Genomic DNA, 13,395 nt, shown 5'->3' with positions numbered 1-13,395 from the left:
TGCGTGATCTGAGTGAAGGATGTGAATTCTATCAAGCCGGTTGAGTCTCGCGCACTTCCAGTTTCCCCGAGAACAGGCTTGCGGCAACGATCATCGCGCCGCCGACCCATTCCTTCAGGGTCATGGCTTCCCCCGCCAGAAGCCACGAAGACAGGGCGGCGACCACCAGTTCGAACAGGAAGATGACGATGGCCCTGTTGGCGGGCGTGTGGGTCAGGCCGTACTGGACGAAGAGATTGGTCGCCAGCAGGACCAGACCGATCACGCCAACGAGCAGCCAGCCCGCCATTGGCGGCAGCACGATGGTGCCCGGTTCGAAAGGCAGCGCAACGAGTCCCACCGCCACCACTCCCGCAAAAACGGCCATCGACTTGACCTCGATCGACAGGTCGTGCGCTTTCCGTATGAGTACGTTGGCAAGAGAAAACAGAAAACCGGCCGCCAGGCCAAGCCATTCGGCCTTGTTCTGGGGCAGAGGCATGCCGAGTTGCGGCTGCCAAAGCATGACGACGGCGCCGGCCAGCGAAAGCGCGATCACCGCCGTACCGGCAGGACTGACTTTCTCCTTCAGCAGCATCCGGGCCAGCAGGACGGTCCACAGCGGAGCCAGATAGAACAACAACAGCACCCGCATCACCTCGCCATGCACCGTCGCCAGGACATAGCCCAGGTTGCAGCCGCCGGCGACAAGCGCAATCGACGCCAGCATCCAGCTCGGCCTGAACCCGGCCAGCTGCTTGCGAAACAGCGCAAATCCAATGAGGAACGCGATGAAATAGGTCAGCGTAGCCCCCAGTGCGGCAGACACGGCCATGCCTTCCAGAACGCGATAGGGATGCCAGATGAGGCCCCAGATCGTGGCCCCGGTAATCAGCGAAACCAGAGCGACGGTGTTTTTGGCGAAACTCGCTTCGCTCATTTTCTTGGCCGGCATGGCGGGCGCACTTATAATTCGCGTTTTACCGAGAAGAAGCGGCGGAACAGATCATGCCGCGAACCTGACGTGAACCCCAATCTCGCCAAACTCCATCCCTACCCGTTCGAGAAGCTGCGCCAGTTGTTCCTGGGCATCCAGCCCCCCCGGGGCCTCGGCGAGATAAGGCTTTCGATCGGCGAACCGCAGCATGAGACACCGGCCTTCATCAAGGAAGCGCTCGCTGCCAATCTCCAGGGCCTGGCGAATTATCCCACGACATCCGGCAGCGATGCCCTGCGCAACGCCATCGCCGGCTGGCTGGGGCGGCGCTACGGCATTCCCGCGCCCGACGCCCAGGACCAGGTGCTCCCGGTCAACGGTTCACGAGAGGCGCTGTTCGCCATAGCCCAATGCGTCGTCGACCCCTCGCGCGGCGACGCCCTGGTGCTCAGTCCGAATCCCTTCTACCAGATATACGAGGGTGCCGCGCTCCTCGCCGGTGCCCAACCGGTGTTTCTGAACCACCTGCCGGGAAGCGACTTCCACTCCGACTTCGACGCAATTCCTGAATCCGTCTGGAAGCGTATCCAGCTCGCCTATGTCTGCTCGCCGGGGAACCCTACCGGCAAGGTGCTTGGGATCAGTGAGTGGAATCGCCTGTTCGAACTGGCCGACCGTTACGGCTTCGTCATCGCCAGCGACGAATGCTATTCCGAGATCTACTTCGACGAGGCTGCCCCGCCGCTCGGCGTCCTGCAGGCGGCACATGCCCTCGGCCGCGACGATTACCGCGGCATCATGATGTTCTCCAGCCTCTCCAAGCGCAGCAACGTCCCCGGCCTACGCTCCGGCTTCGTGGCTGGTGATGCCGCCCTTCTGAGGAAATTCTGGCTTTACCGCACCTATCAGGGCTGTGCAATGAGCCCGCCAGTTCAGCATGCCAGTGCCGTGGCCTGGAACGACGAGGTTCATGTGCGCGAGAATCGCCGCCTCTACCGTGAGAAATTCGACGCCGTCACCCCGCTCATCGCCGCGCACCTCGGCACGGCCCGGCCGGACGCCGGGTTCTACCTGTGGGCGCGCACGCCGATCGCTGACACCGAATTCGCCCTCGGCCTCCAGCGTGAATATAATGTGACCGTGCTGCCCGGCAGCTACCTTGCGCGCGAGTCGGGCGGCGTCAATCCGGGCGAAAACTTTATCCGCATCGCGCTGGTTGCTTCCCTCGATGAATGTCTGGAAGCTGCGCGGAGAATGCAGGAATTTTGCAGGAAACTATAAAGGGAACCGCAATGCAGGACTATCAGCAGATCATCGAGCAGGCCTGGGAAGACCGCACTGCCATCCAGCCCGGCAAGGCACCTGCCAAAGTGGGCGAAGCGGTCGAGTTCGTCCTTGCCCAGCTCGACTTGGGCAAGCTGCGCGTCGCCGAGAAGATCGGCGGCGAATGGACCACCCACCAGTGGATCAAGAAAGCTGTCCTTCTCTCCTTCCGCCTCGAGGACAACCGCATCATGGAAGGCGGCGCGCTGCGCTACTGGGACAAGGTGCCGACCAAGTTCCAGAAGTACGACCAGGAACAGTTCGAGCGCGGCGGCTATCGCGTCGTGCCGGGTGCCGTGGTGCGCCGCGGCTCCTACATCGGCCGCAATGCAGTGCTCATGCCCTCCTTCGTGAACATCGGCGCCTACGTCGACGAGGGCACCATGGTGGATACCTGGGCGACGGTCGGTTCCTGCGCCCAGATCGGCAAGAACGTGCACCTTTCCGGCGGCGTCGGCATCGGCGGCGTGCTGGAGCCCCTGCAGGCCAACCCGACCATCATCGGCGACAACTGCTTCGTCGGCGCCCGCTCCGAGGTGGTCGAGGGCGTCATCCTCGAGGACGACTGCGTCATCTCGATGGGCGTCTTCATCGGCCAGAGCACGCGCATCTACAACCGCGAAACAGGCGAGATCACCTATGGCCGCGTGCCGGCCGGATCCGTCGTCGTGTCGGGCAGCCTGCCATCGGCCGACGGCAAGTACAGCCTCTACTGCGCCGTCATCGTCAAGCAGGTCGACGCCAAAACCCGCGCGAAGGTCGGCATCAACGAACTGCTGCGCGGCATCTGACCGATACCCCACTCGGGAGGCAAGGCATGATCTTCGACAAGCTCTTCCAGCTGATGGCCGAGAAAAGGGCCTCCGACATCTTCGTCTCCGCCGGGGCGCCCATCCACATCAAGATTCAGGGCAGCACCATCCCGATCAACCAGCAGATCATGGATCCGGAAACGATCCAGCGCATGGCCTACGAAATGCTGAAGCCGGAGCAGATCAAGCATTTCGAGGACGAGAAGGAGATCAATCTCTCCTTCGGCATCCGCGACGTTGGCAACTTCCGCGTCAACATGTTCTGGCAGCGCGGCACCATCGCCATTGTCGTACGCTTCATCCAGGGCGAAATCCCCAAGCTGGACGAGCTCGGCCTGCCCACGGTGCTGGCCGACGTCATCATGGAAAAGCGCGGACTCGTGCTGGTGGTCGGCTCGACCGGCTCCGGCAAGTCCACCACGCTCGCTGCGATGATCGACCACCGCAACGCCAACCGATCCGGGCACATCCTGACGGTCGAGGACCCGATCGAGTACCTCTTCAAGCACAAGAAATCGGTGGTCAACCAGCGCGAGATCGGCCTGGACACGAAGATTTGGGAAAACGCGCTGAAGAACGCCATGCGACAGGCTCCGGACTGCATCCTCATCGGCGAGATCCGCGACCGCGAGACCATGGCGGCGGCGCTGGCCTATGCGCAGACCGGACACCTGTGCCTGGCCACGCTGCACGCCAACAACAGCTACCATGCGCTGAACCGCATCATCAACTTCTACGCCCTGGAAAACCGGCCCGCACTGTATCTCGACCTTTCCGTCAGCCTGAAGTGCATCATCTCCCAGAGACTCGTGAAGAAACCGGATGGCAAGCGCCTCCCGGCGGTGGAAATCCTGCTCAACACCCGCCATATCCAGGAACTGATCGAGAAGGGCGAGATCAACGGCATCAAGGAGGCCATGGAGCAGAGCCTGGCTCCGGGGTCCCAGACCTTCGAGCAGGACCTGTTCCGTCTTTACAAGGAAAGCGTCATCACGCTGGAAGAGGCGCTGGCGAACTCCGACTCGCCGACCAATCTTTCGTGGCTCATCAACAACTCGCAGCTCGATGCGCCCTCGCCTGGCGACAAGAAGTCGAACGCGTCCGCCCCCGCGCTCGATTTCGACCAGGCGAATGGCGGCGCCTCCTTCACCGAATTCACCCTCAACGTCGACGACGCCGCCGGATAATGGCCGGATCCGCATTCGAACTCGCCTGCGAACTGATTGCGTGCCGTTCCGTCACGCCGGCGGACGGCGGTTGCCTGGAGCTCGTCTCCCATAGGCTCGCCCCGCTCGGCTTCAACCTCGAACGGATGGATCGCGAGGGCGTCTCCAACCTGTGGACGCGTCGCGGCGGCGCTGGACCTGTTCTCTGCTTCGCCGGCCATACCGACGTCGTGCCGCCCGGCCCGCTCGACCAGTGGCGTTCCGATCCCTTCAAGCCCGAGGTGCGCAACGGCTTCCTCTACGGACGCGGCGCGGCAGACATGAAGACCAGCATCGCCGCCTTCGTCACGGCGGTCGAGCGCTTTCTCGCTGCCCGCCCCGATCACGCCGGCGCCATCGCCTTGCTGCTGACTTCCGATGAGGAAGGACGCGCGGTAGATGGCACCGTGCGCGTCGTCGAAGCACTGAAGGCCCGCGGTGAAACGCTCGACTACTGCATCGTCGGCGAACCGACTTCGGCGGAGAGACTGGCCGATACCATCAAGAACGGCCGCCGGGGCTCCCTGTCCGGCAAGCTTGTAGTCAAGGGCGTCCAGGGGCACATTGCCTATCCTCACCTCGTGAAAAATCCGGTGCACAAGGCGGCCCCTGCCATTGCCGAGCTCGCTGCAACGGTATGGGACGCCGGCAATGAATATTTCCCGCCCACCTCCTGGCAGATCTCCAACTTTCACGCCGGCACCGGGGCGGACAACGTGGTGCCCGGCACGGCGGAGATTCTCTTCAATTTCCGATTTTCCACCGCCAGCACGCCAGACGGATTAAAGGCTCGGGTGCATGAGATCCTCGATCGCCACGGCGTCGAATACATACTGGACTGGACCCTATCGGGCAAGCCGTACCTCACCCCGCGCGGCAGGTTGGTGGAGGTGGTATCGCAGGCGATTCGTGAAACCGTGGGCATCGAAACCGAACTCTCCACCAGCGGCGGCACCTCGGACGGCCGCTTCATCGCCGACATCTGCCCGGAGGTGATCGAACTGGGTCCGCTCAACGCCACCATTCACAAGATCGACGAGTGCATAGCGGTCGCCGACATCGAGCCGCTCTCCCGCATCTACGAGCGCGTCCTCGAACTCCTGTTGAAATGATCCCGCACGAATTGGTCACGCTGCGCGATATCCTGCGCTGGTCAGTCAGCCGATTCAACGAAGCCGGACTGCACTTCGGCCATGGCACGCAGAATGCCTATGACGAGGCGGTCTATCTCCTGCTGCACGCCCTGCACCTGCCGCACGAACGCATCGAGGTCTTTCTCGACGCAGTCCTGACCGGCAGCGAACGGCAAACCGTTCATGCCCTGCTGGAACGGCGCATCCGGGAACGCATACCGGCCGCTTACCTGACGCACGAAGCCTGGCTGGGGGACTTTCCCTTCTACGTCGACGAACGGGTGATCGTTCCACGTTCCCATATTGCCGAACTGCTGCTGGACGAACCCCTGGCGCCGTGGATTACGGATCCCGACGCGATCGAATCGGCACTCGACCTGTGTACCGGCTCGGGTTGCCTGGCCATCCTGCTGGCGCACGCCTTCCCGAACGCCCACGTCGATGCCGCCGACATTTCTGCGGGGGCTCTCGAGGTTGCCGCCCGGAACGTCAACGACTATGAACTGGGCGACCGCATCGAATTGGTTTGCTCCGACCTCTTCGCCGGCCTTGCCGGCCGCCGCTACGACGTCATCATTTCCAACCCGCCCTATGTCACGGGGGAGTCGATGCGTACCCTCCCCGAAGAATACCGCCACGAACCGGCACTCGCCCTGGCCTCCGGCGAGGATGGCCTGGATGCGGTGCGGGGCATCCTCGCCGGCGCCCGTGCGCACCTCGAGCCGAACGGCATGCTTGCCGTAGAGGTAGGCGGGAACCGTGCTATCGTTGAGGAAGCCTTTCCGCGCCTGGGCTTCACCTGGCTCGAGTCGGAAAGCGGCGAAGGCATGGTTTTCCTGCTACAGCGGGAACAACTCCCCAATTAACCCGCAGCCTCAGGCTGCGCGCCATGGGAACCGCCGTTGATGCGTATTCTGCGCATTCTGCTGATCCTGAGCTTCGCCAGCCTGTTGCAGGTTGCGAAGGCCAGCGAGCCCAGGCCGTTCGAACTGGGCGTCGTCCCGTACCTGCCGACCACCAAGCTGGTCATGGCCTATCAACCCCTGCGTGCCCACCTGGAAAAGGAGCTGAAGCGCCCGGTCGTGCTGTCGACGGCCCCCGACTTCGTTACCTTTCTGGAGCGCTGCCTGCGCAAGGAATACGATGCCATCGTGCTGGGGCCCGGTCTGGGGCGCTACGTGCAGCTCGAAGCCGGTTACCAGCCGCTGGCCGTGACGCGCCGTAACGTCAAGGCCATCATCATCGTCGAACGCAATGCCCCGCACTCCAGGCTGAAGGATCTATCCGGCAAGCGGGTGGCGATGCTGGACCCCATGATCGTCCTATCGCAACTTGGCAGGGAAACCTTCCGCCGGTCCGGCATGGAACCCGATCGCGACTATCGCATTCGGATCGTCAAAACGCCCAGCAACGCGGTCCACGCCGTGCTGCAGGGTGAAGTCGAGGCCGGCGTCACAACGGCCAACCTCGTCCCGCAACTGGCCGAGGACATGAAGCACCGGCTGCGCGTCCTGGCCGAATCCAGGGAGATCCCGGGCTTGATGTTCATGCTGCAGCCGACACCTGCCCTTGGCGTCGGCCAAGCCCGGGATATCCTGACGAGATTCGAGAAAACCGAAGCGGGGCGTCAATTCATCGATGCCATGGTTATGGATGGCTTGCGCTTGCCGAGCGAGCGGGAGATCAAGGCACTGGACGTCTTCCTGCCCGAGTTCAGGAAGCGCTTCAAGCGCTGAACCGTCGCCATGCGACCTATTTTCGACTGGCTCGCACAACGATCCTTCCGCCTCAAACTGGTCGGCGCTGCAGTGCTGACTGAAATTGCCGTCATCGCCATGCTGGCGTATCTGGGCATCCGGCAGATGGACAGCGCCCTGACCGACCAGGTCCGGGTGCGGATCGAACAGGGAACCGTGCTCTTCAATGCCGCATTCGGGCCGGAACTGGTCGAACGGAATTATTCCGCCCTGCAACTCGCGCTGGAACATGCGCGCAGCGAGCGGGAAATCGAGTATGCGGTGCTCCATGACAGACGCGGGAATCTGATCGCCACGACGGGATGGGATTCTCGGCAGCCTCTCCCGGCCGTGGATACGGACGTGCGCAAATCCGCGGATACCGGCATCGTGAACCTTCGGCAGTCCGTGATGCTGGACGGGCAGAACGTCGGTGAATTGCGCTATGGGCTGTCCACAGCGTTCCTCGTGGAAGCCCGGCAGACCCTGCTCAGGCAGACCCTGATCGTTGCTACAGCAGGCATCCTGGTTTCCCTTCTGGCCCTGACTTTTCTGGGCTTCGGCATGATGCGGCGCCTGGGCAGCCTGGCCAATGTTGCCCGCCGGCTGGCCGATGGCGACCTCTCCGTCAGGGTCGGCAATGGCAGCCGTGACGAAATCGGCCGTCTCGGCGCAGCCTTCAACAACATGGCGGAGGAACTCGAAGGACGCGTACGCGAACTGCGCGCCAGCGAGGCGCGGCTGGCATTGGTCATGCGCGGCACATCCGACGGCATCTGGGATTGGAATGTGGCACTGGATCGCTACTACGTCTCGCCGCGCTACCGCGAATTGCTCGGGTATTCGGAGGACGAACTGCCGAACAGGCGATCCAGTTTCCTCGACATCGTCCACCCCGATGACCGTCCGGCCGTCGAGTCAGCCGTCAGCCGGCATTTCAAGCAACGCATACCCTACGACGTCGAATACCGCATGCGCCACAAGGATGGCGGCTACCGCTGGTTCCGCGGTCGCGGCCAGGCGGTATGGAATGCCGAAGGCCGGGTCATCCGGTTTGCCGGGGCAAGTTCCGACATCACGGCTCAGCGAAAGGCGCAAGACGACCTCCAGACCCTGCTGGCCGAACAGAAAGCGCTGCTCGACAACGTCATCGTCGGCATCGTCTATCTCAAGAACCGGGTCATCCAGCGCTGCAACCGGCGTTTCGAGGAACTTTTCGGCTACGAGGAATACGGCATGGTCGGCCACACCACCGAACTGGTCTACCCGACGCGAGAAATCTTCGAGGCCACCGGCGAGCGGGCGTATGCCGTCCTGGGACGGGGCGAGACCTACAGCGAGGAGCTGCAACTGCGTCGCAAGGATGGCAGCCTGTTCTGGGGTTTCATCACCGGACGGGCCATTGATGCCGCCCATCCTTGGGACGGCAGTGTCTGGATTTACGTCGACTTCACGGAGCGCAGGCTGGCACAGGAAGCGCTGCAGGAGGAAAAGGATCTGTCCGAGGCACTGCTGGCGGGACTCCCCGGCATTTCCGCCCTGTACGATCCTGAGTTGCGCCTGCTGCGCTGGAACCGCAACCTGGAAACGGTAACCGGCCATGCGCCGGAACGGCTGCGGGACATGCGTGCGAACGAGTTGTACGAGGAGGCAGCGGCCGTGCGCAAGGCCAGCCTGGTTGCGCTCGAACGGGGCATCGTCACCCATGGCGAGGCCACGTTGGTCACCGCGGACGGCAACCGCATACCCTACTATCTCTATGCCGCCCCCATCCTCCGCAGCGACCGCAAGCTGGTCGTCGGGCTCGGCTTCGACATTTCCGGCCGCAAACAGGCGGAAGCCGCCTTGCGCGAAAGCGAGGAACGTTTCCGGAAGTTCTTCGAGGAATCAGCCGACGCCTCGCTCATCATCGAAGGCGACCGTTTCGTGGATTGCAACGCGGCCGCCTTGGCGATGCTCCGCATGCGCTCCAAGGACGAGTTGGGAACCGTCCACCCCTCTGAACTCTCGCCGGAGCGGCAATTGGATGGCCGCCCTTCCGCCGAGAAGGCCAACGAAATGATCGAAATCGCGTTCGCACGCGGCAGCCACCGCTTCGAATGGCTGCATCGCCGCGCAGACGGAGAGATCTTCCCGGCCGAAGTGCTGCTCACGCGCATCGTCCACCAGGGGAAACCGCTCCTGTACACCGTCTGGCGCGACATCACCGACCGCAAGAAGGCCGAAGCAGAAATCAGCAAGCTCAACGAGGAGCTTGAACAGCGCGTCCGTGAGCGCACCGCGGAACTCACGGCCGCAAACAGGGAACTTGAAGCCTTCAGCTATTCCGTCTCCCATGACCTGGTCGCGCCTTTGCGCGCCATCGACGGCTTTTCGCGCATGATCGAGGAAGACTACGGCCCCCTGGTGGACGCGCGGGGGAAGGGATATATCGACCGGATCCGGGGCGGCACCCAGCGCATGCACCGGCTGATCGACGATCTGCTGGCGCTGTCGCGGGTGACGCGCGACGAAATGAAGCGTGAAAGCGTCAGCCTGTCAGGCATCGCAGAACAAATCCTTAGTGATTTGAAGCAGATGCAGCCAAACCGCAAGGTGACGACGCGTATTACCTTGGATATACACGCCAATGGCGACCCCAACCTACTGCGCATCGCCCTGGAGAATCTCCTGCGCAATGCCTGGAAGTTCACTGCGCGACAGAATGACGCACACCACTCTGCGAAAATCGAATTCGGCGTCTTGCGCGACGAAGACAAACCGGTGTATTTTGTCAGGGACAACGGCGCCGGTTTCGACATGCAGTATGCCGGCAAGCTGTTCGGCGCCTTCCAGCGCATGCACGGGGCGCAGGAATTCGAGGGAACCGGCATCGGCCTGGCGATCGTCCATCGCATCATCCTGCGCCACGGCGGCCGCATCTGGGCAAAAGCTGCGCCGGAACAGGGAGCAACGTTTTTCTTCACGCTGTCGTAACTGGATCAGAACATCAAAATGGCAAGCGACCGACCGATACTGCTGGTGGAAGACAACCCCGACGACGAGGCGCTGACGCTGCGCGCCTTCAACAAGAACCGCATCAGCAACCCGGTCGTCGTCGCACGCGACGGTGTCGAGGCGCTCGACTACCTTTTCGGCAACGGCCACCATGCCGGCCGCGATCTTTCGGTCATGCCGGCCGTGATTCTGCTCGACCTGAAACTGCCCCGCATCGACGGTCTGGAAGTGCTGCGCCGCATCCGCGCCAACGAGCGCACCAGCCTGCTCCCGGTGGTCATCCTGACGACATCGAAGGAACAGCAGGACATCTACGAAGGCTACAGCCTCGGCGCCAACAGCTACATCCGCAAGCCGGTGGATTTCGAGAAGTTCATCCAGGCCGTCGGACAACTCGGCCTCTACTGGCTGGTCCTCAACGAAGCCGTCGAAGTCGCGGCCGCCTGAGCGTTCCGTTGCGCCCCCGAATGTCAGTCGCCGTGGTACGGCGGCTGACTTTTTATTTCCAACCCTTGAAGTAGTTCCCCCGGCAGGCACCGGCGCGCACCGCCGCCACGAAGCTTGCCATGTCCGTCACCGGCTGCAGGAACTCGGTCGCGCACCGTCCCACCGCGGCCACCTTGTGGCAGTCGCTGCCGCCGAGGCCGGGCAACGCCATGTGCCGCGTTGCGGTGACGGCCAGGTCGTTGTCCGAATCGACATTGCCGCCATTGTGGGTTTCCACGGCGGCAATGCCCTTCAGTTCGAGCAGCCCGTCGAGCAGGCTGCAAACGCCGAATTCGCGGTAGGGATGCGCCGGCACGCATATGCCGCCAAGGTCGAGGATGCGCCCGATCACCTCGTCGAGCGGCAGCCACGTGTCCCGCCCCCAGGAATTCCATGAATCGTCCTCGACACCATAGGCCAGGAGATGGCCGCGATCGGTTGAAATCTCCACGCCGCGCAGCACGAGGAACCCCTCGTCGCGTCCGATCGCCTCGACCGGCGCCGAGGCCTCGTAGGAATGGTGCTCCGTGATTACCACGCCATCCAGGCCTATCGCCCTGGCACGGCGAATGAGATCAAGCGGCTCCAGCCAGTTGTCGTAGGAGTACTTGGTGTGGCAATGGCAGTCGATCCACATAAAAAAAAGCGGCGCGCATCCGCGAGAACGCGCGCCGTCTCCTCTTCCCCGGATCTGGTCAGAATCAGGGAAGCTGAAGTTCCAGGCTGATGCGCTTGGAGGGCACGAACTTGTGCCGGGAGAAGAAGCTCTCCAGCGCGAAGTCGCTCCAGTTCACCAGCGTGTAGACCTTCTTGACGTTGGCCGCCTTCATGTTCATGAGGAACTGATCCATCAGATCCGAGGCGACACCATGCTTCTGGAAGTCCGGGTGGACGCCAAGCGTATCGATGGTGGCCGAGGAATCGGCGATGCCATATTCGCCGAACAGCACGTCGCCCATCATGAAGCCGACCACCTTGCCGCCGACCTCGGCCACGACAGATGCGTTCACATTGTTTTCATTGTCCAGCGCCATCGCCAGTTTGCGCTGGTAGTACTCGCGCCGTTCCTGGCCGGTAATGATCTTGTCGATCGCCACCACCGCATCGAGATCGTTCTTGCGGATCATCCGCACGCTAACCTGCACTGCCATCGCATTCTCCTCGTTAAAACAATTCGTCTGCAGCGGCGTTCTTGCCGCCCTTCCCCTTGCGGATAAACACGTCACCGTAAACCTGGCCCAGCTCCGCGCCAGCGGTGAAACAGGTGTTGCATCCGCCGCTGGACTCCTCTTTGTGCTCGATCACATGCACCTCGTAGCCGAGCTGGCGGTAGTTCTCGACGATCTCCGACAGCCGCGGCTCGCCGATGGTGGTCTGCTTGACCCAACCCGCCGCCAGCAGGTCGGCCTCCTTGCCGTCCTTCACCAGTTTGAGCGGTATTTTCACGACCGGGTCGTTCCTACCAGGAATGCTTGATGGCCCCCGGCGTGCAGGCCGTACTGCACGGCAGGCTGGTGTAGCCCCCGGCCGGCTTGCAGTCGGAACAATCGAAGGCCAAAGAGCGGCGGAAGGCCTGCTTCACCGCCGCCACCTCGTCGTCGTAATCGTCGGTGATGGTCTCGAACATGCCTTTCGGGCACGCCGTCAGGCAGGCGCGTCCGGCGGAACACGAGGTGCACTTGTCCGTATCGATGCTGATGTAGTACTCGCCCGATCCGTCCTTGTAGCCGTAATTCGCTATCATGTCTGTTCCCCTGCCCCTTTTCGGGGGGTTAGAATCGTGAATCCCTAGGCTCCGGCCCGCTCAGTGGGAGAGGGGTACTTCGCGGACCGGAGCGTCGGGATCTTTCAAAGCCGCCTGCCTTCCGGTTCAGGCGGCTTTCGCTGAGGCGCCCTGCTTCTGCATCAGCGTGTAGCCGAACAACGCAGCGCCCAGGGCGCCGGCGATCTGGCTATCCAGCTTGGTTTCGACGGCCTTGGTGCCGAGCAGCTTCTCGATGCGCTTCACAACGCCGGGGTTCTTGGCAATCCCGCCAGTGATGAAGAAGTCGTTTTCCACGCCGATGCGCTCGATCAGCGACACCACGCGCTCGGCCATGGCCTGGCAGTAGGCGGCAATCACCTTGTTCTTCGAATAGCCGGCCTTGAGCAGGCCCAGCGCCTCGGACTTGGCAAACACCACGCAAGTCGAGGACACGGCTTCCGGCTCCTCGTCCACATCGAAGGAGCGCGGCCCCAGTTCGGCGATCGGGATCTGCATCAGGTCGGCGATCACCTCCATGCCGCGGCCGGTGCCGGCCGCGCACTTGTCGTTCATCAGGAAGTTGGTGACCTTGCCCTTGTCGTCGCAGTGGATGGCCTTGCAGTCCTGGCCGCCCATGTCGAGGATGGTGCGGACGGTGTTGCCGCCCATGTAGTTGGCGCCGCGCGCATGGCAGGCGATCTCGGTGATGGCCTTGTGTGCGAAGGGCACGTTGACGCGGCCGTAGCCGGTGCCGATGACATAGGTGATGTCCTCGAGCTTCATGCCGGATTTCTCCAGCACGCCGTTGATGGCGTTCCTGGCCGAGTCCGGGCTGTTGTTGCCCGTGCGCATGCTGTTATAGCCGTACAGTTCGCCGTCGACGCAGATGACTGCCTGCGAGCTCACCGAACCGACGTCGATGCCGGCCGTGATGATCTTGGCGTCGCGCCAGTTCTTCGATTCGTCGATCCAGCAGGTTTCCTGCCAGCGCCAGTATTCCTTCTTTTCTCCAGCGGTCATTTTGCTCTCCTTTCCGATTATCG

General features: G+C 62.7%; 14 protein-coding genes. 8 read left to right on the top strand and 6 right to left on the bottom strand.

The features are described from left to right. Positions 1-31 precede the first annotated feature (31 nt). Positions 32-934 carry a DMT family transporter gene (locus tag ROZ00_05385; protein MDT3735638.1) on the bottom strand — a complete coding sequence of 301 codons (903 nt, stop codon included), beginning with the start codon at positions 932-934 and terminating at the stop codon, positions 32-34. A gap of 69 nt (positions 935-1,003) precedes the next feature. Between ROZ00_05385 and dapC the strand changes: the two genes are divergently transcribed. From dapC to ROZ00_05345, 8 genes are read left to right on the top strand one after another with little or no spacing between them, the layout of a single operon-like run. After that, positions 1,004-2,197 (top strand): succinyldiaminopimelate transaminase, encoded by a 1,194-nt coding sequence (gene dapC, locus ROZ00_05380; protein ID MDT3735637.1) that lies wholly within the window; start codon positions 1,004-1,006, stop codon positions 2,195-2,197. Positions 2,198-2,208: 11 nt separating this feature from the next. After that, positions 2,209-3,030, top strand: a complete 822-nt coding sequence (gene dapD, locus ROZ00_05375; GenBank protein MDT3735636.1) for a 2,3,4,5-tetrahydropyridine-2,6-dicarboxylate N-succinyltransferase — start codon at positions 2,209-2,211, stop codon at positions 3,028-3,030. Between the two features lie 26 nt (positions 3,031-3,056). Then, complete coding sequence (locus ROZ00_05370; protein ID MDT3735635.1) at positions 3,057-4,238, top strand: PilT/PilU family type 4a pilus ATPase; 1,182 nt, start codon at positions 3,057-3,059, stop codon at positions 4,236-4,238. Beyond that, the gene (gene dapE, locus ROZ00_05365) at positions 4,238-5,368 is read left to right on the top strand and encodes a succinyl-diaminopimelate desuccinylase (protein ID MDT3735634.1); all 1,131 of its coding nucleotides are present in this window, start codon (positions 4,238-4,240) and stop codon (positions 5,366-5,368) included. Before ROZ00_05370 ends, dapE begins: the two co-directional genes overlap by 1 nt. Beyond that, positions 5,365-6,255 (top strand): 50S ribosomal protein L3 N(5)-glutamine methyltransferase, encoded by an 891-nt coding sequence (gene prmB / locus ROZ00_05360; GenBank protein ID MDT3735633.1) that lies wholly within the window; start codon positions 5,365-5,367, stop codon positions 6,253-6,255. The genes dapE and prmB overlap by 4 nt, the downstream gene beginning before the upstream one ends. Before the next feature lie 39 nt (positions 6,256-6,294). Next, positions 6,295-7,125 (top strand): phosphate/phosphite/phosphonate ABC transporter substrate-binding protein, encoded by an 831-nt coding sequence (locus ROZ00_05355; protein ID MDT3735632.1) that lies wholly within the window; start codon positions 6,295-6,297, stop codon positions 7,123-7,125. A 9-nt stretch (positions 7,126-7,134) separates the two neighbouring features. Further along, positions 7,135-10,101: a PAS domain S-box protein gene (locus tag ROZ00_05350; protein MDT3735631.1), complete on the top strand. Its 2,967-nt coding sequence runs from the start codon at positions 7,135-7,137 to the stop codon at positions 10,099-10,101. 18 nt (positions 10,102-10,119) lie between these two features. After that, positions 10,120-10,569: a response regulator gene (locus ROZ00_05345; GenBank protein ID MDT3735630.1), complete on the top strand. Its 450-nt coding sequence runs from the start codon at positions 10,120-10,122 to the stop codon at positions 10,567-10,569. Positions 10,570-10,621: 52 nt separating this feature from the next. Here ROZ00_05345 and ROZ00_05340 read toward each other — a convergent pair whose 3' ends face one another. The 5 genes from ROZ00_05340 to bzdQ form a co-directional block, all read right to left on the bottom strand. Then, entirely contained in the window at positions 10,622-11,245 is a 624-nt protein-coding gene (locus tag ROZ00_05340; protein ID MDT3735629.1) for a PHP domain-containing protein, read from the bottom strand. 64 nt (positions 11,246-11,309) lie between these two features. Next, on the bottom strand, positions 11,310-11,759 hold the full coding sequence (locus ROZ00_05335) for a GNAT family N-acetyltransferase (GenBank protein ID MDT3735628.1): 450 nt from the start codon (positions 11,757-11,759) through the stop codon (positions 11,310-11,312). A gap of 13 nt (positions 11,760-11,772) precedes the next feature. After that, complete coding sequence (locus ROZ00_05330; protein MDT3735627.1) at positions 11,773-12,054, bottom strand: hypothetical protein; 282 nt, start codon at positions 12,052-12,054, stop codon at positions 11,773-11,775. Between the two features lie 13 nt (positions 12,055-12,067). Further along, entirely contained in the window at positions 12,068-12,352 is a 285-nt protein-coding gene (locus ROZ00_05325) for a hypothetical protein (protein MDT3735626.1), read from the bottom strand. A 126-nt stretch (positions 12,353-12,478) separates the two neighbouring features. After that, positions 12,479-13,372 carry a benzoyl-CoA reductase, bzd-type, subunit Q gene (bzdQ, locus tag ROZ00_05320; GenBank protein ID MDT3735625.1) on the bottom strand — a complete coding sequence of 298 codons (894 nt, stop codon included), beginning with the start codon at positions 13,370-13,372 and terminating at the stop codon, positions 12,479-12,481. Positions 13,373-13,395 lie beyond the last annotated feature (23 nt).

The organism is Denitratisoma sp., assembly GCA_032027165.1.
Classification (GTDB): Bacteria; Pseudomonadota; Gammaproteobacteria; order Burkholderiales; family Rhodocyclaceae; genus Desulfobacillus.
This window is presented reverse-complemented; position numbering and strand designations above follow the sequence as displayed.

Bases quoted from the DNA above. Each gene is read 5' to 3' on its own strand.
- ROZ00_05385 (MDT3735638.1), bottom strand. From the start codon at position 934: ATGCCGGCCAAGAAAATGAGCGAAGCGAGTTTCGCCAAAAACACCGTC.
- dapD (MDT3735636.1), top strand. From the start codon at position 2,209: ATGCAGGACTATCAGCAGATCATCGAGCAGGCCTGGGAAGACCGCACT.
- ROZ00_05370 (MDT3735635.1), top strand. From the start codon at position 3,057: ATGATCTTCGACAAGCTCTTCCAGCTGATGGCCGAGAAAAGGGCCTCC.
- dapE (MDT3735634.1), top strand. From the start codon at position 4,238: ATGGCCGGATCCGCATTCGAACTCGCCTGCGAACTGATTGCGTGCCGT.
- prmB (MDT3735633.1), top strand. From the start codon at position 5,365: ATGATCCCGCACGAATTGGTCACGCTGCGCGATATCCTGCGCTGGTCA.
- ROZ00_05355 (MDT3735632.1), top strand. From the start codon at position 6,295: ATGCGTATTCTGCGCATTCTGCTGATCCTGAGCTTCGCCAGCCTGTTG.
- ROZ00_05350 (MDT3735631.1), top strand. From the start codon at position 7,135: ATGCGACCTATTTTCGACTGGCTCGCACAACGATCCTTCCGCCTCAAA.
- ROZ00_05345 (MDT3735630.1), top strand. From the start codon at position 10,120: ATGGCAAGCGACCGACCGATACTGCTGGTGGAAGACAACCCCGACGAC.
- ROZ00_05340 (MDT3735629.1), bottom strand. From the start codon at position 11,245: ATGTGGATCGACTGCCATTGCCACACCAAGTACTCCTACGACAACTGG.
- ROZ00_05335 (MDT3735628.1), bottom strand. From the start codon at position 11,759: ATGGCAGTGCAGGTTAGCGTGCGGATGATCCGCAAGAACGATCTCGAT.
- ROZ00_05325 (MDT3735626.1), bottom strand. From the start codon at position 12,352: ATGATAGCGAATTACGGCTACAAGGACGGATCGGGCGAGTACTACATC.
- bzdQ (MDT3735625.1), bottom strand. From the start codon at position 13,372: ATGACCGCTGGAGAAAAGAAGGAATACTGGCGCTGGCAGGAAACCTGC.